The sequence below is a fragment of the Nocardia sp. NPDC003269 genome, assembly GCF_042888005.1.
Taxonomy (GTDB): domain Bacteria; phylum Actinomycetota; class Actinomycetes; order Mycobacteriales; family Mycobacteriaceae; genus Nocardia.
The window spans coordinates 1,435,817-1,460,609 of sequence record NZ_JBIAPA010000001.1; the positions used below are offsets into that span (position 1 = coordinate 1,435,817).

18 protein-coding genes are annotated in these 24,793 nt (G+C 70.7%); 12 read left to right on the forward strand and 6 right to left on the reverse strand.

Going from position 1 to position 24,793, the window contains the following annotated elements:
- Positions 1 to 271 precede the first annotated feature (271 nt).
- Both ACFYWJ_RS06590 and ACFYWJ_RS06595 read left to right on the forward strand, forming a co-directional pair.
- Positions 272 to 1,909, forward strand: coding sequence for an NTF2-like N-terminal transpeptidase domain-containing protein (locus tag ACFYWJ_RS06590; protein WP_355275013.1), 1,638 nt, complete (start codon positions 272 to 274; stop codon positions 1,907 to 1,909).
- 83 nt (positions 1,910 to 1,992) lie between these two features.
- Positions 1,993 to 2,349 carry a DUF3054 domain-containing protein gene (locus tag ACFYWJ_RS06595; protein WP_355275010.1) on the forward strand — a complete coding sequence of 119 codons (357 nt, stop codon included), beginning with the start codon at positions 1,993 to 1,995 and terminating at the stop codon, positions 2,347 to 2,349.
- A 2-nt stretch (positions 2,350 to 2,351) separates the two neighbouring features.
- Here ACFYWJ_RS06595 and ACFYWJ_RS06600 read toward each other — a convergent pair whose 3' ends face one another.
- Positions 2,352 to 3,434, reverse strand: coding sequence for a YbhN family protein (locus tag ACFYWJ_RS06600; protein ID WP_355275007.1), 1,083 nt, complete (start codon positions 3,432 to 3,434; stop codon positions 2,352 to 2,354).
- A 4-nt stretch (positions 3,435 to 3,438) separates the two neighbouring features.
- On the reverse strand, positions 3,439 to 4,959 hold the full coding sequence (locus ACFYWJ_RS06605) for an adenylate/guanylate cyclase domain-containing protein (protein WP_355275424.1): 1,521 nt from the start codon (positions 4,957 to 4,959) through the stop codon (positions 3,439 to 3,441).
- A gap of 72 nt (positions 4,960 to 5,031) precedes the next feature.
- Between ACFYWJ_RS06605 and ACFYWJ_RS06610 the strand changes: the two genes are divergently transcribed.
- The 5 genes from ACFYWJ_RS06610 (at position 5,032) to ACFYWJ_RS06630 (ending at position 11,528) form a co-directional block, all read left to right on the forward strand.
- Positions 5,032 to 6,279, forward strand: a complete 1,248-nt coding sequence (locus tag ACFYWJ_RS06610) for an AI-2E family transporter (protein ID WP_355275004.1) — start codon at positions 5,032 to 5,034, stop codon at positions 6,277 to 6,279.
- Positions 6,260 to 7,438 (forward strand): MacS family sensor histidine kinase, encoded by a 1,179-nt coding sequence (macS, locus tag ACFYWJ_RS06615; protein WP_355275002.1) that lies wholly within the window; start codon positions 6,260 to 6,262, stop codon positions 7,436 to 7,438. The genes ACFYWJ_RS06610 and macS overlap by 20 nt, the downstream gene beginning before the upstream one ends.
- Before the next feature lie 14 nt (positions 7,439 to 7,452).
- A complete protein-coding gene (locus ACFYWJ_RS06620) occupies positions 7,453 to 8,109 on the forward strand; it encodes a response regulator transcription factor (protein WP_355274999.1) in 657 nt (218 codons plus the stop codon).
- A gap of 49 nt (positions 8,110 to 8,158) precedes the next feature.
- Positions 8,159 to 8,824: a DUF1707 domain-containing protein gene (locus tag ACFYWJ_RS06625; RefSeq protein WP_355274996.1), complete on the forward strand. Its 666-nt coding sequence runs from the start codon at positions 8,159 to 8,161 to the stop codon at positions 8,822 to 8,824.
- A 1,075-nt stretch (positions 8,825 to 9,899) separates the two neighbouring features.
- Positions 9,900 to 11,528: a DUF2339 domain-containing protein gene (locus ACFYWJ_RS06630; protein WP_355274993.1), complete on the forward strand. Its 1,629-nt coding sequence runs from the start codon at positions 9,900 to 9,902 to the stop codon at positions 11,526 to 11,528.
- A 252-nt stretch (positions 11,529 to 11,780) separates the two neighbouring features.
- Here the strand turns inward: ACFYWJ_RS06630 and ACFYWJ_RS06635 are convergent, their stop codons facing one another.
- The 3 genes from ACFYWJ_RS06635 to trmB are packed head-to-tail and all read right to left on the reverse strand — an operon-like array spanning position 11,781 to position 17,626.
- Entirely contained in the window at positions 11,781 to 16,073 is a 4,293-nt protein-coding gene (locus tag ACFYWJ_RS06635; RefSeq protein WP_355274990.1) for an MMPL family transporter, read from the reverse strand.
- Positions 16,074 to 16,796, reverse strand: coding sequence for an NYN domain-containing protein (locus tag ACFYWJ_RS06640; RefSeq protein ID WP_355274987.1), 723 nt, complete (start codon positions 16,794 to 16,796; stop codon positions 16,074 to 16,076).
- Entirely contained in the window at positions 16,793 to 17,626 is an 834-nt protein-coding gene (trmB, locus tag ACFYWJ_RS06645; RefSeq protein WP_355274985.1) for a tRNA (guanosine(46)-N7)-methyltransferase TrmB, read from the reverse strand. Before trmB ends, ACFYWJ_RS06640 begins: the two co-directional genes overlap by 4 nt.
- A gap of 167 nt (positions 17,627 to 17,793) precedes the next feature.
- Between trmB and ACFYWJ_RS06650 the strand changes: the two genes are divergently transcribed.
- From ACFYWJ_RS06650 to ACFYWJ_RS06660, 3 genes are all read left to right on the forward strand, one after another.
- Complete coding sequence (locus ACFYWJ_RS06650; RefSeq protein WP_355274982.1) at positions 17,794 to 18,903, forward strand: hypothetical protein; 1,110 nt, start codon at positions 17,794 to 17,796, stop codon at positions 18,901 to 18,903.
- Positions 18,890 to 20,362, forward strand: a complete 1,473-nt coding sequence (locus ACFYWJ_RS06655; RefSeq protein ID WP_355274979.1) for a hypothetical protein — start codon at positions 18,890 to 18,892, stop codon at positions 20,360 to 20,362. Before ACFYWJ_RS06650 ends, ACFYWJ_RS06655 begins: the two co-directional genes overlap by 14 nt.
- Positions 20,363 to 20,614: 252 nt before the next feature.
- Entirely contained in the window at positions 20,615 to 22,447 is a 1,833-nt protein-coding gene (locus ACFYWJ_RS06660) for a phosphoenolpyruvate carboxykinase (GTP) (RefSeq protein WP_355274978.1), read from the forward strand.
- A 53-nt stretch (positions 22,448 to 22,500) separates the two neighbouring features.
- On the opposite strand, the gene ACFYWJ_RS06665 is transcribed toward ACFYWJ_RS06660, so the two are convergent.
- The gene (locus tag ACFYWJ_RS06665; protein WP_355274975.1) at positions 22,501 to 23,256 is read right to left on the reverse strand and encodes a phosphohydrolase; all 756 of its coding nucleotides are present in this window, start codon (positions 23,254 to 23,256) and stop codon (positions 22,501 to 22,503) included.
- 114 nt (positions 23,257 to 23,370) lie between these two features.
- Between ACFYWJ_RS06665 and ACFYWJ_RS06670 the strand changes: the two genes are divergently transcribed.
- On the forward strand, positions 23,371 to 24,321 hold the full coding sequence (locus tag ACFYWJ_RS06670; RefSeq protein WP_355274973.1) for a helix-turn-helix domain-containing protein: 951 nt from the start codon (positions 23,371 to 23,373) through the stop codon (positions 24,319 to 24,321).
- Between the two features lie 291 nt (positions 24,322 to 24,612).
- A complete protein-coding gene (locus ACFYWJ_RS06675; protein ID WP_355274970.1) occupies positions 24,613 to 24,792 on the forward strand; it encodes a hypothetical protein in 180 nt (59 codons plus the stop codon).
- The last annotated feature ends 1 nt before the right edge of the window (position 24,793 follow it).

Sequence of the window (24,793 nt, forward strand, 5' to 3'; positions counted from 1 at the left end):
GACAATGCGAGATCCGCACAACTCGGCGCGCCGGTCGGTACGGTTAGCGCGCCAGATGTTGCCACTGGCTGGGCGAGGTTCGAAATCAGACCCTCATCGGGGCGAGATTTCGGGCACAATCTAGGTGCTGAGGTCGGGTAGCGTCCCGTGTTACCGGGGCATCGGAGACGGGTCAACTTCCGGTACGGTGGATTTGTTACCGGAGTGGCAAGAGTGAAGAGTGGGCGATATGGATGTGTGGGGATCCCGCCGCTTTCGCGCACGGGGCGCAATGGCGATCGCGGGGGTTGCGACCCTCGCCATCGCGCTGTGCTCGTGCGGAGTGGGTGGGAAGCCGAGTGAGTCGGAGTCGGTTGTCCAGCGGTTCACCGATCTGCTGGACGCGCAGGATTACACCAAAGCCGCCGACCTGACCTCGTACCCCGCCGCCGCTTCGGCAACCATGAAGCAAATGTTCGAGGGTCTGGCGACCGGCAAGGTCGACTACGAGCCGAGCCAGGTCATCGACCTCGACCGGCAGTCGGCGATCTTCAGCATGGAGGTCGCCTGGAACTTCGGCGAGCACAAGGACTGGACCTACACACTGCAGGGCACCGTCCGCAAGCTCGCGATCGGCTGGCGGATCTCCTGGGACCCGGCCGTCGTGATGCCGCAGCTGGCCAACAATCGCACCGTCAAGCTGGTGCGGACCACCGCCAAGCCGCCGCCGCGCGTGGTCGATCTGCCCGGTGAGCTGTTGATGACCGAGCAGACGATCAATGTCATCAAGATCGATCCGAGCCGCACCGGCGACCTGGTGGGGTCGACGAACGCGCTCGCCGACGCGATCGAACCGGTCGCGCCGCTGATCACCGGGCCGTCGCTGATGCAGCAGCTGGCCGCGTCGCAGGGTCAGCCGGTCGTCGCGGTGAATCTGCGCGAGGGCGATTTCGCGATCCTGGAACCGCGGATGGCGCGGGTGCCCGGCGTGGTGATGGAGAAGCAGCCCAAGCTGATCTCCGCCGATCGCCGCACCTGGTCGCCGATGCTGGACGCGCTGCGCGAGGTGTGGAAGGACAGCCAGGAGACCACCTCCGGCTGGGGCGTGCAGATCTTCGAGGCCGACGGCCGGTTCGTCAACCAGGTCGCCGGTTACCAGGGCCCGGCCGGGCCCGACATCTCCGCGACCATGGACCAGCGCCTGCAGCGCGCGGCCGAGGACGCGGTGGTCAGCGTCGGCACGCCCGCCTCGGTGGTCGCGATCCAGCCGTCGACCGGCGCGGTGGTGGCCGTCGCGCAGAACAGCTACGCCACCGAGAAGGGCCCGATCGCGTTCACCGGGCTGTACCCGGCCGGCGGCACCATGGAACTGTTCCGTACCGTCGCCGCGGCCGCGAAGAACAAAGCGCCGCAGGATGTCTCGGTGCAGGAGGCCGCGGAGGCGGCCACCGCGCTCGGCGTCGGCGTCGACTTCAAGGTGCACGGGCTCGACGAGGTGACCGGGCGGATCAGCGCCCCCGGCCGCAGCACCGAGCAGGTCCGGCAGGGCGCCGGGTCGGACGCGGTGCTGGTCAGTCCCTTCGGCATGGCGATCGCCGCCGCCGCGATCTCGCGCGGTTCGGTGGTGCCGCCGATGATCGAGAACGGCAAGCCGAGCACCACCGACACGCCGGTGCCCGCGCTCACCCAGCCCGCGGTCGACCGGCTGCGCGGCCTGATGATGGAGGGCATCGGCAAGCCGGAAACCGCTGCGCTGCGTGGCTTCCGGGATGTCACCGCCTTCGCGGCGACCGGCGGCCCCGACGGCTGGCTGCTGGCCACCATGGGCGACCTGGTCTTCGCGGTGCACATCGCCGACGCCGACAGCGGCGACGCGACCTCGCGGCTGGCCGCCGTCCTGCTGAAATCGCTGGCGTCGCCCGAGCCGTAGCGCGGCTGCACGCACAGAGTGTGCACTGATCAGTGGGGCTCGGCGCGGGCTCGATGAAGATCACGAACGGTTAGGCTGCTCGGGTGAAGAAGTTCGCGCCGTTCGCCGCTGATGCCCTGTTGGTGATCGTTTTCTGCGCGATCGGCAGGCGCAGTCACGACGAAGCGGTCATCGCCGGTCTCGTGAAAACGGTGTGGCCCTTCGCGATCGGCTTGCTGATCGGCTGGGCGCTGGCAGTGCTGGTCGCCCGCGGCACCCGCTTCGACGCGACGGTGCTGTGGCCCAGCGGCATCCTGATCTGGCTCGGCACCCTGGTCGGCGGGATGGTGCTGCGCGCGGTCAGCGGTCAGGGGGTGGCGGTGAGCTTCATCATCGTCGCGAGCTGTGTACTGGCCCTGTTCCTGCTGGGCTGGCGAGCCGCGCTGAGCGCCCTGCGCTGAGCTCAGATCCGGCGCTGCTGCTTGAACTCTTCCTCGTATTCCTCGTCGTCGGCCTGCGGGGTGCGGAACAGGAACGCGAACACGATCCAGCCGACGATGGCGACCAGGATGAAGCTGACCAGCCGGTAGACGAACGCCGCGGCCACCGCCTGCGACGCGGGCAGGCCCGCGCCCGCGGTGAGGCCGTAGATCAGGGTCGCGTCGACGTAGACGATGCCGCCCGGCGCGAACGGGATGGAACCGACGGCCTTGCCCGCGGTGAACGCGATGAGCAGGCCGGACAACTTGGGATCGGCGCCGACGGCGTAACAGGCCGCGCCGAGACAGGCCACGTCGGCGAACCGGTGCACCAGCGCCCAGAGCCCGACCAGCGCGGCGTCCTTCTTGCCCAGGTCCACCGATTCGAGCTGCCGCCGGATCTCGCCCAGCTTGGCGATGCCGTGACCGGCGGGTTTCTTGCGCAGCCGGTTCACCAGCGCGAGCACCCGGCGCAGCATCGCCTCCAGCGTGCCGGGATGCCGGGCGAGGTAGTTGCCCGCGATCAGCAGCACGGCCAGGATCACCACCGACCCGATGAGCTTCGGACCGATCTGATTGCCGACCAGCGCCGCACCGCCGATACCGAGCAGCGCCAGCCCGGCCGCGGCGACCACGCCGGAGAACACCAGCTGCCAGGACGCCACGATCGGGCTCGCGCCCCAGCGCCGGGTCTGGCGGTAGGTGAACGCGGTGGAGAAGACCTGCCCGGCGGGCAGGGTCACCGACATCGCGGTGGCGCCGTAGACCACCGACACCGACTTGCCCTGGCTGACGTCCACCCCGCCCGCGTGCAGCAGCTGCTTCTGCACCCGGCCGAATCCGCTCATCGACATCGCCTGCAACACGATGCACAGCACGAGCCAGCCCCAGTGGATCTCGGTCAGCGTGCGCCACGATTCGTGCAGGCGCGGCCACAGGTAGACGCCTTCGCCGATGAGCAGCGCGAGCAGCACCGCGCCGAGCACCCATTTCACCCACCGGAACCGGCGGCGGCGCTCGGCCGGAGGCGAGGCGGGATCGCCTGCTAGGTCGCCGTCGGCCGTCACGGTCTCAGCCTAACGAACGGAGCTGTTCTTCCTCGTCCGCTCCGGGTGCGGCGCTCGGCGGTTTCGGCCAGGCCAGGCGGGTTTTCCTGCGTCTGCCACGCAGTTGCACCTCGTCGCCGGTTTCCCAATGGTCTTGCTCGCTTTCGTCGGCGAAGTAGAGCGCGCTGCCCGAAGCGAGAACGCGGCCGGGTTGATCTTTGGCCAATTCGGTGAGCCGCGACGCCTCGTTGACGGGGTCGCCGATCACGGTGTATTCGAAACGATTCGCGGCGCCGATGTTGCCGGCGACCGCGAGGCCCGCCGAGACGCCGATGCCGACGTCGAGGCTGGTCACCTCGCGCAGCGCTTCGCGCAGGTCGCGGGCGGCGGCCAGCGCGGCGCTCGGCGCGTCGGGCCGGTCCAGCGGCGCGCCGAAGATGGCCAGCGCCGCGTCACCGACGAACTTGTTGACGAAACCGTGGTGGCGGTCGATCACGTCGACCACCACCCGGAAGAACTCGTTGAGCAGGCTGACGACCTCGGTCGGCGGACGCTCGGCCGCGGCGGCGGTCGACCCGACCATGTCGACGAACAGCACGGCGACGAACCTGGTCTCACCGCCCAGCTCGGTGCCGTAGTCCAGGGCGCGCTGGGCCACGTCCTCACCGACGTGCTGACCGAACAGTTCCTGGAGCTTGCGCCGCTTGGCCGCCTCCTCCATCATCCGGTTGAAGCCGACCTGGAGCAGGCCGATCTCACTGCCGTCGTAGACCTCCACCTGCACGTCGCGCGCGCCGCCCTGCACCCTGTTGATGGCTTGGGACAGCTGGCGCACCGGGTCGGAGATGGAGGAGCCGGTGAGCATCGACAGCGCCAGCGCCTGCATGATCACCACGCCGCAGAGCAGCAGGATCGAGATGGCCAGCGACTTCGCCGAGAACTTCACATCGGAGGAGATCTGGGTGACGCACAGCAGCACGATCGCGATGGTCGGCGCGAAGGTGCCCATGCCCCAGGTCATCGCCATCCTGGTGCCGACGCCGGGGGTGAGGGTGTGGTCGAAGGTGCCCTCGGTCAGCGCCTCGGCGGCGACCGGGCGCAGGATGCGCTCGCCGAGCATGTAGGTGAAGCCGAACACGATGGTGGCGGCCATACACTCGGTGACGATCACCGCGCCGGCCAGCTCGGGCGACTCGACGATGATCAGCGCCGCGAGGATGCCGCCGCCGATGATCCACAGCACCAGGTGCAGGATCGACTGGCGCAGCGGCACGTGCAGCGCCGCCATCTGTTCCTGCCTGCTGGGCGGGCCGCCGCGCATCTGCCAGCGCATCACCGGCCGCAGCATCAGCGCGGCACCGGCGATGCTCAGCACCGCGGCGGCACCGAAGACCAGCACCGGCGCGAGGAAACCGGTCTGGCGCACGCCACCGGGATCGCCCTCGGGAACGGGCAGGCCGTATTGGATGAAGGCCCACACCAGGACCGCGCCGAAGGCATTGGCCAGCAGTACCGAGGTCAGATACAGCGGCCAGCGCGTTCGCATGGTCTGTTTGACCGCTTCCAGGGGCGCCGACACGACCACCAATCTAGCGTTCGGACCGATAGGCTCTCTCGGGTGACCGACCAGAAGGTAGATTCCGGGCCCACGTCCGTGCCGTGGCGCGCGGACGCCGAGGCAGTCCATCCCCTGGTCCGCAAAGCCGCCGCCTGGAGCTGGCGGCTGTTGATCATCTTCGCCGCCCTGCTCGCGGTGGGGATGCTGGTGCAGAAGTTCGCCACCGTGGTGATTCCGCTGGCGATCGCGCTGCTCGCGGCCGCGCTGCTCGCGCCGCTGGTCGACTGGATGCAGCGGGTCGGAATCCCGCGTTCGCTCGGCGTGTTCGTCGCGCTGGTCGGGTCGATCGGGCTGCTCGCCGGGATCCTGACCTTCGTCGTCGAGCAGTTCGTCGACGGTGTGCCCGGGCTGTCCAACGAGGTCACCAACAGCGTGCACAAGGTGCAGGACTGGCTGATCAACGGCCCGCCGCACCTGAGCGATCAGCAGATCCGCAGCGCGGGCGACACCATCGTGCGCACCATCCAGGACAACCGCGAGAGCCTGACCAGCGGCGCGCTGACCACCGCCACCGCGATCGGGCACATCCTCACCGGCGCGTTCCTGATCCTGTTCATCCTCATCTTCTTCCTCTACGGCGGCGACCAGATCTGGCACTTCGTCACCCGGATCATCCCCACCGCGCACCGGGAGAAGGTCCGCACCGCCGGTGAGCTGGGCTTCGGCACGCTGGTCGGGTTCGTGCGCGCCACCGTCGTCGTGGCCGCGGTGGACGCGATCGGCATCGGCGCCGGGTTGGCGATCCTGCACGTCCCGCTGGCGCTGCCGCTGGCCTCGCTGGTGTTCATCAGCGCGTTCATCCCGATCATCGGCGCGTTCTTCGCCGGGTTCGTCGCGGTGTTCATCGCGCTGGTCACCAAAGGGCCGGTCACGGCGCTGATCGTGCTCGGCATCATCATCGCGGTGATGCAGCTCGAGGGGCATGTGCTGCAACCACTGCTGCTGGGCCGGGCGGTGAGCATCCATCCGCTGGCCGTCGTCCTGGCGATCACCGCGGGCTTGGTGGTCGGCGGGATCGCGGGCGCGCTGCTGGCGGTGCCGTTGATCGCGGTCGGCAATACCGCGATCCGCTATCTGCTCGCCGACAGTCCGGAGGAGGTCTACGGCGAACTCGTCGGCGACGACCGAAGAATGTTCGCCGCCGAGCCGGACAAACCGGAGCCGGGCCGGTTCGACATCGCGCGCACGCTGCGCAAGGAAGAGAGCAAGACCGAGGCGGAGCCCGGCGATGCGGACGCACACAGCTGAGCTGAGCTCGGCCGACGCGGCGACCGCGCCCCTGTGGCGGGCCGCCCAGGCGTTTCGGCTGGTCACGCTGCTGTACGCGATCGGCCAGCAGATCGCGTCGGTGTCCTACTACGAGCACCCGCGGCTGAGCTGGGTGCTGATCGCGCTGATGGCGATCTGGTCGGGCACGTCCGCGCTGCTGCTCTCGCAGTGGTATTTCCCCACCGCGACCGGCCGGATCCGGGGCTGGGTGGTCTTCGGCGACCAGGTCGTGACGATCCTGCTGATCGCCTCCACCCGGTTGGTCGCCGATTACGACTGGTACCACGGTCATCAGACGCTGCCGACCACGCTGTGGATCGCCAACTCGGTGATCTCGATGGCGATCCTGCGCGGTCCGGTCGCCGGGGTGCTCGCCGGGCTCGGGATGTCGGCGGTGGTGGTGACGGTGCGTGAGCAGTGGGGACAGGACGTGTGGGGCGACGCGACCGCGCCGGTGCTGGTCTCGGTCGGCCTCGCGCTCGGCCTGGCGGCCAATACCGCGCGCCGCGCCCAGGGCCAGCTCGAGCGGGCGCTGCGGATCACCGCCGCCGCGCAGGAACGGGAGCGGCTGGCCCGCGAAGTGCACGACGGCGTGCTGCAAGTGCTGGCCTTCATCAAGCGGCGGGGCACCGAGATCGGTGGACCGGCGACCGAACTCGCGCAGCGCGCCGGGGAACAGGAAGTGGCGCTGCGGGTCCTGCTGTCCGAGCAGGCCGAACAGCCGGATTCCGGTGCGGCCGAGGTGGATCTGCGGCCGATGCTCACCGCACGGGCCACGCCGGAGGTCTCGGTGGCGACACCGGGTGACCCGGTGCTGATCGCCAGGACCGCCGCGCAGGAGATCGCCGCCGCCGTGGCCACCGCGCTGTCGAACGTCGACCTGCACGCCGGGCCGGACGCGAAAGCCTATGTGCTGCTGGAGGACACCGGTGACATGCTGGTGGTGAGCGTGCGCGACGACGGGATCGGTATCCCGGCGGGGCGGCTCGCCGCGGCCGAAGCCGAGGGGCGGATGGGGGTTTCCCGCTCCATCGTCGGCCGGGTCGAGGCGCTGGGCGGCACCGCCGAACTGCTGACCGAGGGCGAGGACTTCGGCACCGAATGGGAATTCCGGATTCCGCGCCACCCGGCGCGCTGAGCGAAGGAGCCGCGATGACGGACCAGGCGATCACGGTGATGGTGGTCGACGACCACCCGATGTGGCGCGAGGGCGTCTCCCGCGACCTCACCGAGGCCGGATTCGCCGTCCCCGCGACCGCCGACGGGGTCGGCACCGCTACCCGCCGCGCGGCCGCGGTCCAGCCCGACGTGGTGCTGATGGACATGCAGCTCACCGACGGCAACGGCGCCGCCGCCACCGCCGAGGTGCTGCGGGTCTCCCCGCACAGCCGGGTGCTCGTGCTCTCGGCGTCGGCCGAGCGCGACGACGTGCTCGACGCGATCAAGGCCGGGGCCAGCGGTTATCTGGTCAAGAGCGCGTCGGCCGCCGAGCTGATCGACGCGGTGCGGGCCACCGCCGCCGGGCAGCCGGTGTTCACGCCCGGCCTCGCCGGCCTCGTGCTCGGCGAGTACCGGCGGATGGCGACCGCGCCGACCGCCGCCGACGAACCGCATCGCCCGTCGCTGACCGAGCGGGAGACCGAGGTGCTGCGGATGGTCGCCAAGGGCCTGTCCGCCAAGCAGATCGCCTCGCGGCTCAATCTCTCCCATCGCACCGTGGAGAACCACGTGCAGGCGACGCTGCGGAAACTCCAGCTCGCCAACCGGGTCGAACTCACCCGGTACGCCATCGAACAGGGACTCGAATAGGGGTTTGCCCTGATGTGCCGGGGGTGCCGCCGTCGCTACCCTCGATGACATGGGCGGTCCCGAATCCCTCTTCGTACCCGGCGCCACGACGGCCGGCCCCGTCGGCGACCGGGACCTGCGCGTCTCCGACGCCGAACGCGAGCACGTCGGCCAGCTGCTGCAACGCGCCGTCGGCCTCGGCATGCTCTCGCTCGGCGAGTTCACCGAACGCATGGACACCGCGCTCGCCGCGAAGACCCGCGGTGAACTCAACGCCGTGCTCGTCGACCTGCCCGGCATGCGGGTGGCGGGCGCGCCGCAGCCCGCCGCGATGCCGCGGCCGCGCCCGGTCCCGCCCGGCGGTTCGATCCCCGGCCTGATGCGCAGCCGCCTCTCCGGCGTGCACCGCCGCGGACCCTGGCAGGTGCCGCCGGTCCTGCACCTGAACAACCTGCTCTCGGGCGTCACCCTGGACTTCACCGAGGCGGTCATGCAGACCCAGATCGTCGAGATCAAGGTCGACGACTACCTCAGCGGCCTCACCCTGCTGGTCCCCGCGGCGGCCACCGTCGACCTCAACGGCCTGGAACTCATCGGCTCCGGCGTCACCAACAAGGTCCGCACCGGCCCACCCATCGGCCCGCTGCACCTGGTCGTGCACGGCCGCGTCCGGTTCGGCTCGGTCACCGCGAAGTACCCGCTCATGGTCCAGTGGCGGCGTTTCCTCGGCTCCTGACCGTTTTCGGGTAGGAACTGGCACCCCGGCAGGGGTTTCTACTCATGTCCCGCGCGGCCCGCGCGCCGACGATGAGGACATGAGTACTTCGATCGATCCCGCGCTCGTCGCCCGCCTCTCGGGCGAGTTCACCACGCTGGGTGCCCGGATGGGGCAGCTCGGCGGTGACCTGGAGGTGCTGCGCGCACAGTTGCAGGGGGAGATCGCGGGTGCGCCCGCGCCGGGTCGGACCGCGGTGTACCCCGGGTTCGTGGCGGCACCGGCGCCGACTCCGGCGTCGCCCTATCCGGGCGCGACAGCGACTCCGCATGCGACTTCGCCCGATCCGGTACCGGCTGGGCCGATGCTCGATGCGGCATCCGGGGCTCCGGCTGCTACCGGCATCACCACCTCGCCTACCCGTGGGACGGACGGTGGTGCGTCCGACTCGGGCGAAGGCGTTGCCGGAGATGTGGCGATACCGGGCGATCCGCCAGGAAGGGCGGTTGCCGCGGAGGCGGACGGGCGTGTGGTCGCTGACAGCGCGGTTCGCGATGCACCGGCGGCGGTTCCGCCGTGGGGCGCTCCCACAGGCGCTGGAGCTGGATCGATTCCGGGGGTTTCCCCTGCGGCCGCGTCGACGGGTGCCCCCGCCGGAATTGCCGGGCCGGTATCGAATTCCGGAGTTCCCGGCGCTGCGGCATCGAATGTCGCAGCGAGCGGCGGTATTCCGGCTCCGGGCGGAGTGCCTGTCGCCGGTGGACAGATCCCCGGCATTGCACCGGTCGGTGGCGGCCAGGCGCCTGGCGCTGCGCCGGTTGGTGGCCAGGTGGCTGGTGGTGTGCCGGTCGGTGGTGGCGACGTGGTCGGGGGTGTGCCGGTTGGTGGGCAGCCGCCGGTGGGTGGGTTCGGCCCGGGTGGGCAGTTCATCGGTGGGGTGCCTGGTGGTGCTGGGGTGGGGCAGTCGCCGTGGGCGCCGGGGTATGGGCAGGTGCGGCAAATGGCTGGGGCGCAGCATGTTCCGCCGTCATACGGGGGGTGGAACCGGGCGTCGGGGTATGGGGCGGGGCGGCCCGGTGGGGGGTGGGTGGCGCCGGTGGTGCGGGAGCCGCGGACGCCGTGGTGGCAGCGGGAAGGGGTGATTTCGCGGGCGCTGGCGGTGGCGGGTGTCGGGGTGACGCTCATCGGTGTGCTGATGTTGCTGGTGCTGGCGGCGCAGGCCGGGTTCTTCGGGCCGGTGGCGAGAGTTGTTGCCGGGGGAGTGCTTTCGGTCGGGTTGGTCGCGGCCGGGTGGCGGGTGTTCGGGCGGCCCGGTGGGCGGGTCGGCGGAATCGCGTTGGTGGCCACCGGTATTGCCGGTGCCTACCTGGATGTGGTCGCGGTGACCGGGTATTACCACTGGGTGGCGCCGGGGATCGGGCTCGCGGTGGCGTTGGGGGTCGCGTCGGCGGGGGTCGGGATCGCGATGCGGTGGCAGTCGCAACCGCTGGCGGTGGGGGTGGTGCTCGGCGCGGCGGTGCTGTCGCCCGTGTTGACGACCGAGCTCCTGCTGCTGGGGTTCCTGGTGGTGTTGCAGGCGGCGGGGGTGCCGGTGCAGATGCGCCGGGAGTGGCCGGTGCTGCACGTGGCGCGGACCCTGCCGGTGGTGCTGGCCGCGCTGAGCATGATCGCCCTGAGCGGGCTGTCGGCGGCCATCGCCGGTGACGAGGTCGTCGAGGAGCGCGGCGGGCTGCTGGCAGCGGCCGTCGCCAGCGCGGTGGTGGGGCTGACCGGCGCGCTGCTGGTGGTCCGGCGCCGCTCCGGTGACATCACCGCGAGCGTCACGATCGCGCTCACCGCGCTGCCCGTCTTCGCCGCCGCGCTGCTGTTCGACCGCCCGGTGACCACGGCGATCACCGGCACGCAGGCCGCGATCCTGCTCGGCTTGGCGGCGACGACGCTGGTCGCCGGGCTCGCCGAGCGTATCGGGATTCCCCGGCACACCGCGCTGGTCGCTGCGCTCACCGGCGCCGTCGCCCTGCTGCTGACCTGCGTCACCGGGACCGGCGGTGAGCCGCGGCTGCTGCCGATCGCGTTCGCGACGGTGGCCCTGGCCTTCCTCGCGGTCGCGGCGACGAGCCGGACGCGGGTGAGCGCCGGCCTCGGCATCGCCTTCGCCGCACTCGGTGGACTGGTGCTGCTGGCGATGGCCACGCCGGAAACCCTGGCGCTGCACCGCCTCGCCGACCAGCGCCTCGACCTCGCGACCGCCGGTGCCGCCGTCCTCGGGCTCGGCGTCGCGGCCATGGTGGCGTGGACGGTGCCCCGGGTGCGGGGCTGGGGTGAGCAGGCGCTCGTCACCGGGGTGTGGATCGCGGTGAGTGTCGCCGGGCTCTACTACGTGCTGGTCGCGTCGGTCTCGCTGGGCGTATCCCTCGGCGGGCCGGACGGTTTCATCCTCGGCCACAGCATCGCCACCATCGTGTGGATGGCCGCGGCCACGGCCGCGCTGTTCTACGGCCTGCGCCGACTGTCCCGCTCGCCCGCCGTCGCCAAGGTCTGCCTGGTCTCGGGCCTGCTGGTGGCCGCCGCCGCACTGGCCAAGCTGTTCCTGTTCGACCTGTCGACACTGTCCGGCCTGGTCCGCGTGGCCGCGTTCCTGGTGGTCGGAATGCTCCTGCTGCTCACCGGAACTCGCTACGCGCGTGCCTTCGCCGACGCGGCGCCCACCCGCCCGAACAGCTAGCGGGCCCCCGCCGAGGGCGGTGCCGTTGTGAGCGCGCCCCTCATCGGACCGGCCCGGTGGTTGTCGGATGAAGCGAAATCGAAAGGGACTCAGCCGATCCGAGCGAGACACGCCGCCGTCGCCATGGTCCGCGGGCACCGGCTGATCGAGACGTTCCCCGGCGGCAGGTGCTACCGCTCGGCTGAGCGCTGAACGAGGAAACCCACGGCGAAAGGTCGCCGTGGGTTTCCTTGCGTTCGAGCGCGGCTCGGCTCAGTTGGAGTCGTCCTCGCGACGGCGCAGCAGCTCGTTCACACTGACCGTGCGCCCTTCGTTGCCGCTGTGCCGACCCTCCTCGGCGGCGGCGGTGCCGCGCCGGGAGGAACGCAGCTGGGCCATCCAGTTCTCGATCTCGTTGCGGCTGTCCGCCTGCGGCTCGTCGAGATCCGGTGCGCTGGTGGCACTGTCGTCCGTGGCGGGCTCCGGCGTGGACGGCGCCTCGGGCTCGGCGGCCGTCGGCGCGGGCACGGCGGTGAAGCCGTCAGGGGCCTGCCACCGGCTCGGGTTCGACGGCGGTTCGGCGGTTTCGGTCTGCGGCATCGGCTCGGTTGCCGGGGGCACCTCGCCGGACGGGACGGCGGTGAAACCGGGCGGGGCCACCTGCGGGCGCACCTCCGGTCGCGCCGAGTCCTGCTCCGGCGACGGCGTGACCGGGGTGAACCGGGGTCCGCTGTCCGATTCGGGGGCGGTGAATCCGCTCGGCGCGGCCGGGCTGCCGTTCCACGGCGAGGTCGGCTGCTGCGGTTCGACGGGAACCGAGGTGCCGAACACACCACGCGGCTCGTCGTCCTGCGCGGGCCGCGCGACGTCGTTCGCGGGCGACTCGGCGCGATGCGCGCCCGGCGTCACCGACAGATCGTCGCTCGCCGACGCCGTGCTGCGCGGCTCCGGTTCCGGCGCCTCCTCGCGAGGCGTCGGCTCGAAGCCGGTCAGCGGGGTGAATCCGCTGAACGTCCCGCCCGCGGGCGGTTCGACCGGTCGCGGCGTCGGCGACACGATGCTCGGCGGCGGGGTGACGATGCTCGGCGCCGGCGGCGGCACGACACCGGGCGGCGGCGTGTTCACGATGCTCGGCGCAGGCGGCGGCACCACACCACGCGGCTGCGGGTTGACGATGCTCGGCCGGGCGGGCGGCACGATGCTCGGCCGCGCGTCGGAATCCTCTGCGGGCGCGCCGAATCCGGGCGCCTCACCCGGGGTCGACACCCGGGGTGCGGACGGGCTGTAGCCGCTCGGCGGCTGCACCCGCGCCGATCCGCGCGGCGGCGGGGTATCGCGGCTCGGCGCCGCGCCCGGGCTGGCGGAAGTCGAGCCAGCGGCCGGGGCCGGAGTCGAGCCATGTGTCGGCGTCGGGCCGGAAGCGTGAGCTGAACCAGGAACGGCACTCTGACCACGGGCGGCGGCCGGACCGGGAGCGCCACCCTGACCACGAGCGGGCGCCGAGCCAGGAGCCGGCGCCGAGCCTGCGGCCGGACCCGATCCGTGGGCCGGAGCCGAGCCAGGAGCCGGAGCCGAGCCAGCGGCCGGGCCCGAGCCGGGGGCCGACGCCGCACCAGGAGCCGGAGCCGAGCCGTGGGTCGGAGTCGCGCCAGCGGTCGGACCCGAGCCATGGGCCGGAGCCGAGCCAGGAGCCGGAGCCGAGCCAGCGGCCGGACCCGAGCCATGGGCCGGAGTCGGGCCGGAAGCGGGAGCCGAACCGGGGACGGCACCCCGACCACGATTGGGTGCCGGGGCGGGAGCGAAGGCAGACAGGTCGCGTCCACCGATGACGCCGTCGATCGCGGGTCCGGTGCTCTCGCCACCGATCACCCCGGAATCGCCGGGCGTCGCGGGCGCGGCGGAGTTCGCCTCCGGCGCACGGAAACCCACCTCGCCGCGCGGCGCGTCCCGGCCCGGACGATCGGGGACAGGCTCGGACTTCGGCGGTTCGGCACCGGGCTTGACGACCGGCAGGATCTGCGTCGGCTCACCGGTGGTGAACATCGACGGCGGCGTGGCCTCCGGCGCCTTCGCGGCCGAATCCGGTTCGGGCTTCGGCGGTTCGGCGCCCGGCTTGACCACCGGGAGCACCCGGGTCGGCTCGCCCGACAGCATCGGCGCGCGCGGACGCGTCGGATCGGGCGACATCGGCGGCCGCGGCCGCGCCGGCTCGGCGGGGTCGGTGTGCTCGGTGATCTTGTCCAGGTGCGCGGTCGGCGCCTCGGCCTCGATCTCGGCGACCGTGCGCGGGCGGCGCGGGGTCTTGGCCAGCTTGCTGTCGGGGACCACCGTCATCTGCATGGTCGGCGGATCGGTGATCGGCGTGGTCTTCACCAGGTCGACCACGGCGCCCTTCTGCGGCCGCTCGTCGTCGAGAATGGGCTCGCCGAGCCCGATCTTCTCCTGGATCCGCTTCATCCACTTCGGCGCCCACCAGCAGTCGTCGCCGAGCAGCTTCATGATCGCGGGCACCAGCAGCATGCGCAGCACGGTCGCGTCGATGAACAGCGCCGCGATCATGCCGTAGGCGATGTACTGCATCATCACCATGTCGGAGAACGCGAACGCGCCGGTCACCACCAGCAGGATCAGCGCGGCGGCGGTGATGATGCGGCCGGTCTGGGCGGTGCCGATCCGCACGGCCTCGGTGGTCGACGCGCCTTGCGCGCGTGCCTCCACCATGCGGGAGAGCAGGAAGACCTCGTAGTCGGTCGACAGGCCGTAGATGATCGCGATGATCAGCATCAGCACCGGGGCGCTGATCGGCTGTGGGGTGAAGTTGAGAATCCCGGAACCGTTGCCGTCGACGAAAATCCAGGTGAGGATGCCCAGGGTCGAGCCGAGTCCGAGCGCGCTCATCAGCGCGGCCTTGATCGGCAGCACCAGCGAACCGAACGTCAGGAACATCAGCACGAAGGTGGTGAACAGGACGATCAGGATCATCCACGGCATCAGCTCGAGCAGCGTGTCGATACTGTCGGCCATGAGCGTGGGCTGACCGGTGACGTACATGGTGACGCCGTCGGGAACCTCGATCGAGCGCAGGTAGTCGATCGTCGGTTCGGCACCGCCGGTGGGATCGACCAGGGTCGCCGAGGTGCGGAACACCTCGGGATTGGTCGGCGACTTGGTCGGTACTTCGAACGGGCCGACCAGCCCGGGAGCCTGGTTGGCTTCCTTCCAGACCTTGCCGATCGCCACCGTGTTGTCGGAGACGAAGACCAGCTGGATCGGGTCGGTCTTCTTCTGCGGGAAGACCTGGTAGAAGTGCTCGAGCGCGGCCCTGGTCTCATTGTCCGGCGGCAGGTACTTCTCGTTGATCCCGCCGAATGCCAGATTCTTGACCGGGATGATCAGCAACAACAGGCCGACCGTCACGGGGATCGCGATCTTGAGCGGGTGCCGCATCACCCAGCGGGTGAGGTTGCCCCAGAAACCGTTCTCGACTTCCTCGGCGGTCCTGGTCTTGCGGAACCACTTGAGACCGAGCATGTCGACGCGCGGGCCGAGGATGCCCAGCATCGCGGGCAGGATCGTGACCGCGGTCAGCGCCGCCAGCGAGACTGCGGCGATGGTGCCGTAGGCGACCGAGCGCAGGAATCCCTGCGGGAAGATCAGGATGCCGCCGACGCTGGCGACGATCATCGTCGCGGAGAACACCACTGTTCGTCCAGCGGTCATCACCGATCGCCGGACGGCGGCAGGCGTGGTGTAGCCCTCTGCTAGTTCTTCGCGGAAGCGGCTGACGATGAACAGGCCGTAGTCGATCGCGAGGCCGAGACCGATCATCGAGACGACAGCGGTGACGAAGAAGTTGACCTCGACGAAGTTGGTCAACGCCATGACGACGCCGGTGGCGCCGAGAACCGTCAACCCGCCGATGATCAGCGGCAACGCGGCTGCGACGATGCCGCCGAAGATGAAGAACAGCAGGATCGCCACCGCGGGGAGGGCAAGCACTTCCATCCGCTTGACGTCGTGATCCATGGTGTCGGTCAGGGTGACCGCGATGGGCTGCAGGCCCGAGACCTCGACATCGACGCCGGGAATGGCGAAGACATCTTGCACGGCACGGTAATTGGCCATGATGACCGTGTCGTTGTCGCCGACGAGGGCGATGGCGGCGAAGCCGTGTTTTTTGTCCTTGGACCCGAATGCCGACGGCACGGCGGGCGCGTCGCCCACCTTCCAGTAGGTGCCGTTGATCTTGCTGATCTGATCCGGATGTTCGGCGAGGATCGTGGTCAGACTGCCGACGACCTTCTGCGCGAACTCGGGGTCATCGATCGTTTTGCCCTCTGGGGCGTTGTACATGACGATCACGTCGGCGTTGTGGTCGCGCCCGAACGAGCCGTCGGCGATCTGCGCGCCCTGCACCGACTCCGAGCCCGGATCGAACCAGCCGCTCTGCGACAGGCGCGGGCCGAGGCCCATGCCGTAGGCACCCAGCGCCAACATCGCCCCACCGACGACCACGATGACGGCGAAGCGGAACCGATAGACCAGATCGCCCCAGCGGGTGAACACTTAAGCGACTCCTTGACCAGGGCGAGACGTGAGTAGTGCCGACAGCGGCCGGAACGGCTGCAGCCAGGCACCCTCGTCGGGCAGCGAATCGAGGCTCACCCGCGGTAGCGGCTCCCGGAATACTCCCGGGATGTCCTCGAGGTCGACGAACTCGAGAGTATCGGAAGTCACCGCCCAACTCGCGTGCTCACGGAAACCGAGAACCTGAGCGGGGATTCCCTTGGCGGCGATGGCTTCCAGTGGTTCGCGGAAGGCCTGACCGTCGGCCGAGGCCACCATGATGCCCGCCAGACCGCCGTCGCGCTCGCGCATCGCGATATGCGCCAGCATGTCGGCGTCGACGTCGGAGTCCTCGTCGATCTTGGGCTTGGCGAAGACCGCGAAACCGACGTTGCGTAACGCCTCGACCCACGGCCGGACCACATCGGCGGTGCCGGGGGCGATATTGGTGAAGACGGTCGCCTCGGGTTCGACGCGGCCCTTCGCGCCGACCGACAGCTCGGCCGTGCGCGCGAGCAGCCAGCGGCCGAGCGCGTCGAAACGGGGGCGATAGGCGGCGGTGGGACGACCACCGAGGATGGCGCCGAGTCCCATGTCGAGGTTCGGCGCGTCCCAGACGAGCAGGACGCGTCGGACATCGGAGCCGGAACTGCTCAACGCCTCGCTGCCGGCTGCTCCCTGGGCGATTTCCGGCATCTCGGTGGCGATCTCACTCACGCTCATCTGTCGATCTTCCCCCATATGAACTCGTTGATGGCGCTACCGGCACGCAGGCCTTTGCCCTCGAACTTGGTGACGGGCCGTTCGAAACCGATCGGCGCGGTGACGCGGTTGGCGGCGCTGTCGCCGCCGGTGGTGTCGTTCAGGCCGGTGAGCAGCGGTTCCGCCGAGCCTACTTCCAGGATGTGCTCGGCGTAATCGGCATGGTCGGTGGCGACGTGCAGCACGCCGCCCGGCTTCAGCCTGCTGGCGATCAGCGCGAAGGTCGGCGCCTGCAGCAGCCTGCGCTTGTGGTGGCGCGCCTTGGGCCACGGGTCGGGGAAGAACACCCGGACGCCGGTCAGCGACTCCGGGGCAACCATGTTCTCCAGCACATCGACGGCGTCGCCGCGCAGCAGCCGGATGTTACCGATCTCCTCGCGCTCGATCTGACAGACCAGCTGGGCCAGACCCGGCTGGTACACCTCGATGCCGATCAGGTTCAGGTGCGGCTCGGCCTGGGCCATCGCGGCCGTCGCGGTGCCGGTGCCACAGCCGATCTCGATGACCAGCGGCGCGCTGCGGCCGAACCAGGTGTCGGCGTCGAGCGGCTCGTTGGCGACGTCGCGGCCGATCACCGGCCAGGTGCGCTCCCAGGAGACCTGCTGATTCGGCGTCAGCGCGCCGCGCCGCGAGCGGAAGCTCGTGACGCGGGGGTAGAGCCGGGAGCCCGTGGTCGAGCGGCGGCCCGCCTCGTGCGGTATCTCGGACAGCTTGGGATGGGTCGAGCCGGTGGACGGCTGCCCCGGCGCCGACTCGACAGGGTGGTTGGCGGCGTCGTTCACGCCGTCCATTGTCCAGCATGCGCCGAGCTACGTCGCAGGCGCGTGCGCTGGTCCGGACCGCGCACCAGCGATCCGCACGGTGTAGCGGCGGTGTTGCCCCAGGTCGGGGAGATGGTTCGCGACGGCCACCGGCACCCGGATCTGACAGAATGCCCTCCGAAAAGGGGGTGTGCAGAATGTCGACAGCCACCGAATCCGCACAGTCACGGGCATCCGACCAGCTCGACCAGCTGATCGGGGCCATCGGTGCCGGGCGGGGGACCGATCCGGCGATCGCCGATCGGCTGGCCGCGGCGGTCGCCCGGCGCCGCCGACCGCTGCACATCCAGGTCGCGGGGCGGGCGCTGAGCGGGCGGACCACCGTGCTGCGGGCGCTGGCGCTGCTGTCGGCGGAGGAGACCGCGCCGGTCGATCAGCCCGATCAGCCGGACCCGGTGCTCGACGGCGACCTCGTCATCTATGTCCTCGCCGGTGCGCCGCAGGCCGCCGATCACCGCGTGCTCGCCACGGTGCCGCCGGGTCGCGGGGTCGTGGTGCTGAACAAGGCCGACGCGGTCGGGGCGCGCTGGGGTGACGCGGTGGCGGCCGCCGAGCGGTCGGCCCGCGAGCTGGGGCTGCCGATCGTGCCCGTCGTCGCCTCGCTGGCCGCGCGGACCAGGGCGGGCGCGGTGGACGCCGCCGACCTGTCCGACCTGCGCAGGCTCGCGGTCGGCCCCGATGTGCCGTCGGTGCTGTCGGCCGACCTGTTCATCGGCACCGGCTCCGACCAGGACGCGCGCAGGCGGCTGATCGCCAACTGGGACCTCTACGGCGTCGACTGCGCCCTCACCGCGCTGCGCGCCGACCCCGACCTGACCTCGGCCGCGCTGATCCAGATCCTGCACTCGGCCGGTGGCGTCGATCCACTGCACCGGCTCGTGCACCGCCGCTACGAGCAGGTGGAGGCGGTGCGCGGCGGCGAACTGCTCGACGAACTGGTCCGGCTCGCCGCGCGCGCCGTGCCCGCCGACGGCGGCCGCGCCCGCGAGCTGATCGAGCAGTATCTCGTCGGCGACGACGCGCTGTGGGCGGGACTGTGCGCGGGACTGGCCTGCCCGCAGGTCGCCCACCTGGCCGCCGGCTACCCCTCGCCCGCGCCCGCCGACGCCGACGAGGCGCTCGCCCGCGCCACCCGCTGGCGGGCCGTGGTCTCCAGCGACATGCCGCCCGCCGCCCGCCGCGCCGCCCTGCGCGTACACAACGGCTATGTGCGCGCCTGGGAACGGATGACGAGTGCCGGGCTCTGAGCAACCGGACGAGCCGCTGTCCGACGAGCTCGCCGCCGTCGTCGAGCGCTGGAACCCGCAGGGCGCCGCCCTGCTGCGGGCGATGGCGCAGGCGGGCGCCGGATCGACCGTCGCCTTCTACGCGGTCGACGACGCCAACACCACCCTGCTGCGGACCGAACTGGCTCGTTTCGAACCGCGCGTCGACCTGACCGACCCGGCCGCCGTCACCGCGTCGGCCGATCCCGTCGCCGCCCTGATCGTCTTCGACGCGGGCAGCGTGCTCGGCGCCGACATGCTCGCCGTGATCGACCGCCTGCGCGCCGCGGGCGAGCGGATCGTGCTCGCCATGAACGGCTTCCACGCCTATCAGGACTGGCAGGCGACCCGCGAACGCAGCCTCGCCCTGCTGGCGGCCCGCGGCATCACCGACCTGCCCGTGCTGCCGGTCTCGGCCCGGCTGTCCGCCGCGGCCCGCGCCGCCGACGACTCCGCCCTGCTCGACCGCTCCGGCCTGGCCGCGCTGCACGCCGCGCTGGCCGCGGCGACCGCGCACCGGCCCACCGACGGCACCGTGCGCCGCTCGGTCGTGCTGACCAGGGTGTTCGCCGACACCAGGGCCAGGATCACCGAGCAGGTCACCGCGCTGCGGGCGGGCGCCGAGTCGACCCGGCTGCGCGAGGAACGGGTGGCGCTGCTGGCCGAGCGGGACGGCGGCCGCCAGACCGGGCTGTCCGCGGTGCGCAGCCAGGTCCAGCTGGCCCGCGTCGACCTGACCACCGAGGTCGGCGCGCTGGTGCGCGCCCTGCACACCCGCTCGCGCACCGAACTCGACCGCTGCGACCGCGCCGAGTTGCGCGCCTACCCGCAGCGGTTGCGGCAGGCCGTGGCCGAGCTGTCGGTGGCGGTCGACACCGCGATCGACGCCAGGGTGATCGAGACCGCCCGCCGCGTCGGCACCGCCCCGCCCGCGGCACGCAGGCACGATCCGGCCCCGCAGGTCGGCCCCGATCCCGAGCCGAGACACCGTGGTGTCGAAGATCACCTCATGATCGCGCTCGGCGCGTCGGCTGGCGTCGGCCTCGGTCGACTGGTCGTCGCGCCGCTGTCGCTGGTGCCAGCGCTGGACGCCGCGAGCGTCCCGGTGACGCTGCTGCTCGGCGCCGGCGCGGCCTACTGGGTGGTGCGCGCGCGGGGTCAGCTGGCCGAGCGCAATCACCTCTCGCAGTGGGTGGCCGAGGCGCTGGTGAATGTGAAAGCCCAGCTCGAGCAGCGTGTCGCCGCGGTTCTGGTGGATGTCGAGGCAGAATTGGCCGAGCACGTCATCCGGGAATCGACGGCGCGCGCGGTCGCGGTCGACCGCCGGGTCGGCGAGCTGGACACCCTCGCGCGACGCCTCGTCGCCGAGCGCCCGGCGCAGCTGGCGGCGTGCGAGCGAGACCTCGCCGCGCTGGATCGCGCCGAGGCCGTGATTGGGTGATCGACCTGTGGGTAGTTAACAGTGAACCGGATTCCCAACCCGATTCAATATCGATCGTCATATCGCGTTAACCTTTAACCAGGAACCTGGGCGTCCGCTCCGTGCCAGTCGATGCGCGGCCTCCGTCCATGGACGTCGCTGTACGCCGTCCATTTGGGGTTGTGCGGTGGTTGGTTCGCTGCGGACGCCTTCCCGCCCGGTGGCGATCGATGGACTTCGCATCGAAGAACCGCCCATCTCAGGAGAGTTTTCATGACCTCAGCGACCATTCCTGGTCTTCGTGGATCCGACGGCACGGCGCCGACCGAGCACAGTGAACTGCTCGCCTGGGTACAGGAAGTCGCAGAGCTCACTCAGCCGGATCGCGTGGTCTGGGCCGACGGCTCCGACGCGGAATGGGATCGCCTGACCACCCAGCTGGTCGAGGCGGGCACCTTCAAGAAGCTCGACGAGAAGAAGAAGCCGAACTCGTTCCTGGCGCTGTCGGACCCGTCCGACGTCGCCCGCGTCGAGTCGCGCACCTACATCTGCTCCAAGACCGAGGCCGACGCCGGTCCGACCAACAACTGGGTCGACCCCGCCGAGATGCGCGCCACCATGACCGAGCTGTACCGCGGCTCGATGAAGGGCCGCACCATGTACGTGGTGCCGTTCTGCATGGGCCCGCTCGGCGCCGAGGACCCCAAGCTGGGCGTCGAGATCACCGACTCGGAGTACGTCGTCGTGTCGATGCGCGTGATGACCCGCATGGGCCAGGCCGCGCTGGACAAGCTGGGCGCCGACAAGCCGTTCGTGAAGGCGCTGCACTCGGTGGGCGCCCCGCTCGCCGAGGGCGAGGCCGACGTGCCGTGGCCGTGCAGCGACACCAAGTACATCACCCACTTCCCCGAGGACCGTGAGATCTGGTCCTTCGGTTCCGGCTACGGCGGCAACGCTCTGCTCGGCAAGAAGTGCTACTCGCTGCGGATCGCCTCGGCGATGGCCCACGACGAGGGCTGGCTGGCCGAGCACATGCTGATCCTCAAGCTGATCTCGCCGGAGAACAAGAACTACTACGTCGCCGCCGCGTTCCCGAGCGCCTGTGGCAAGACCAACCTCGCGATGATCCAGCCGACCATCCCGGGCTGGCGCGCGGAGACCCTGGGCGACGACATCGCCTGGATGCGCTTCGGCGAGGACGGCCGGCTCTACGCCGTGAACCCGGAGTTCGGCTTCTTCGGCGTCGCGCCGGGCACCAACCGCAGCTCCAACCCCAACGCGATGGCCACCATCGAGGCGGGCAACACCGTCTACACCAACGTCGCCCTGACCGACGACAACGATGTGTGGTGGGAGGGCCTCGAGGGCGAGCCCGATCACCTGATCGACTGGAAGGGCAACGACTGGAACCTCCGCGAGTCGGAGACCCTGGCCGCGCACCCGAACTCGCGCTACTGCACCCCGATGTCGCAGTGCCCGATCCTGGCCCCCGAGTGGGACGACCCGCAGGGTGTGCCGATCTCGGCGATCCTGTTCGGCGGTCGCCGCAAGACCACCGTCCCGCTGGTGACCGAGTCGTTCGGCTGGGAGCACGGCGTGTTCATGGGCGCCACCATGGGCTCGGAGCAGACCGCCGCCGCCGAGGGCAAGGTCGGCACCGTCCGCCGCGACCCGATGGCGATGCTGCCGTTCCTCGGCTACCACGTGGGCGACTACCTCAACCACTGGATCAACCTCGGCAAGAACGCCGACGCGAACAAGCTGCCGAAGATCTTCTACGTCAACTGGTTCCGCCGTGGTGGCGACGGCCGCTTCCTGTGGCCCGGATTCGGTGAGAACTCCCGCGTGCTGGAGTGGATCGTCGGCCGTATCGAGGGCCGTTCGGGTGCCGAGGCGACCGCGGTCGGCAACGTCCCGTCGGCTTCCGACCTCGACCTGGAAGGCCTCGACGTGGTCGTCGGCGATGTCGACGAGGCGCTCGCGGTGAACGTCGAGGAGTGGCGCAACGAGATCCCGTCGATCGAGGAGTGGTTCCAGTTCGTCGGTGACAAGCTGCCCTCGGGCGTGCGTGACGAGTTCGAGGCACTCAAGGAGCGCCTGGGCTGATCCGCCCCGCGACAGCGAACCGCCCGTACCGCATGCGGTACGGGCGGTTTCGTCTATTCGGCGAAGGGCGCCAGCTTGATCATCGGCAGGAAGCCCGCGCCGGTGAGCCAGTGGATGCGGCCGTCGGGGACGGCGGCGGCCTCGGCGGTGAAGCAGGCGACGAGGTGCCGCTTGAAGTCCTGGCGTGGGTGCCGGACGAGCAGGTCGTCGACGAAGCCCGCGTCGAGATCGGCCAGCCGTCGGCCCAGGACGTCGACCGAGGCGCCCGCGGAGACGAAACCGCCGGGATCGGCGAGGTTCTCGGCCGCGTCCGGGTTGAGGTGGGCGGCGATCGCGGCGCCGATCGCCGCCGCGCGCTCGGCGGGCGCGCCGTGCCGGACCGCGAACGCGTTCGCCGTCTCGCCGCCGACCACGGCGAAACACCGGCCCGGCGTCGGCTGTTCGAGTTCCAGGTCGTGCAGCAGGCTGGCCACGTAGCCGATCTCGTCGTCGTGGTCGACGCCGTCGAGCTCGGCGAGGGCGCGGGCGAAGAAGTAGGTGCGGTACGAGTGCGCCAGCATCGTGTCCGAAAGCCGTTCGCGCGCTTCGGCTTCGGCGGCGCGAGCGAGCGCCGTGTCCGGTAGCCGCAGTTCGGCCAGTGCCAGCCGCCCCGAGCCGCGCTTGCCGAGTGCCTGCCGCACGCGGCCCGGCACCATCGCGGGCACAGTGCGCAGCAGGCGCACGGTGAGGGCCCGGCGCTGGGCGGCGGTCAGATTCCCGCCGGTGCTGGTGGCCCACTCCCAGTCGAGGGCGGGTGTCACGGTGAGCATGTTCGATCTCCTCCGACGCGTGTTTCGCGATGTCCGTCGAGTGTCGCGGAGCGGACCCGGCCGGTGAAGTGGCGGAAATGCCAGCAATGCGTGGATTCGTGCCAAACTGGAGACATGATCGAGGTCGCCGCGCTGGCACTGGACGGGGTGATGACGTTCGACCTGGCCTGCGCGGTGCAGACGTTCCGGCACGGGCCCGGCGTCACCGGTGAACCGGTGGGCTTCGCGATGCGCACCTGCGGGGTCAGGCCCGGTCCGGTGTGGACGCCGAACGGCTTCGACCTGCGGGTGGAGCACGGTCTCGAGCTCCTGGCCGAGGCCGATCTGATCGTCGTCCCCGGCATCGGCCTGCCGACGCTGCCGACGCCGGAACCCGTGCTCGAAGCCCTGCGCGCGGCGGCCGATCGCGGCGCGACGATCGCCAGCATCTGCATCGGCGCCTTCGTGCTCGCCCAGGCCGGGCTGCTCGACGACCGCCCGGCCACCACCCACTGGGGCTACTGCGATCAGTTCGCCGAGCTCTATCCGGCGGTGAAACTCGACCCGACGGCGCTCTACATCGACGACGGCGACATCCTCACCTCGGCGGGCCTGTCGGCCGGCCTGGATCTGTGCCTGCACCTGGTGCGCCGGGAACTCGGCGCGGCCGCGGCCGCCGACCTCGCCCGCTGGAATGTGGTGCCGCCGCATCGCGAGGGCGGCCAGGCGCAGTACATCCCGCAGCCGATGGGCGGCCCCGATCCGCACGGCGGCCTGGCCGCCACGCTGACCTGGGCGGCCGCGAATCCCGAAGTCGCCCGCGATGTCTCGGCCATGGCCGCGCACGCGCTGATGAGTGAGCGCACGTTCATCCGCCGCTTCAAGGCGGAGGTCGGTGCCACCCCGGGCGCCTGGCTCGACGCGCAACGGCTCGGTCGCGCGCGGGAACTACTCGAGCGCACCGACCTTCCGGTGGAGGCGGTCGCGCAGCGCGCCGGGTTCGGCAGTGTGACGGCGTTGCGTGATCATCTGCGCCTCGCCACCGGGCTCACGCCGTCGGCCTATCGCCGCTCGCTGCGGCACTGACACGGTTCCGTCGGAATCCCGATTTCGCCGCGGTTTTCGGGGCGGCGGGCGGTGATGAACTGGACAAGCGAACTATGAGTTTCCGGACAGAATCCGGCGTGGACGATTTCCCCGACTCGATTCTGGGTACATCTGTCGATGTCAGAGGGTCGCTGCCGTTGGGCGGGAGTCGTGACTTATATTCCTGGTCAGGCTCCTCCGCACGTCGCACCATCCGAGCTAACTCCCTTTCGAGACTCCAGCACCGCCGATGCGGTCCCGATGAGATCGACGCTGAGAGGTGGTTGACGCATGACCGATGTGGTGACCGGATACGGGTCCGACACCTACTCGAGTACCCCGCTGCAACGCGTGGCGGGACGTTTGCAGAGCGCACTGCCGCCGGGGTGGCGGGTCGACGTGGTCGACCTGCCACCCCGCGGTCAAGTGGCCGGACAGCCGGTACTGCGGGTGCAGATGCCGGAGAACTGAA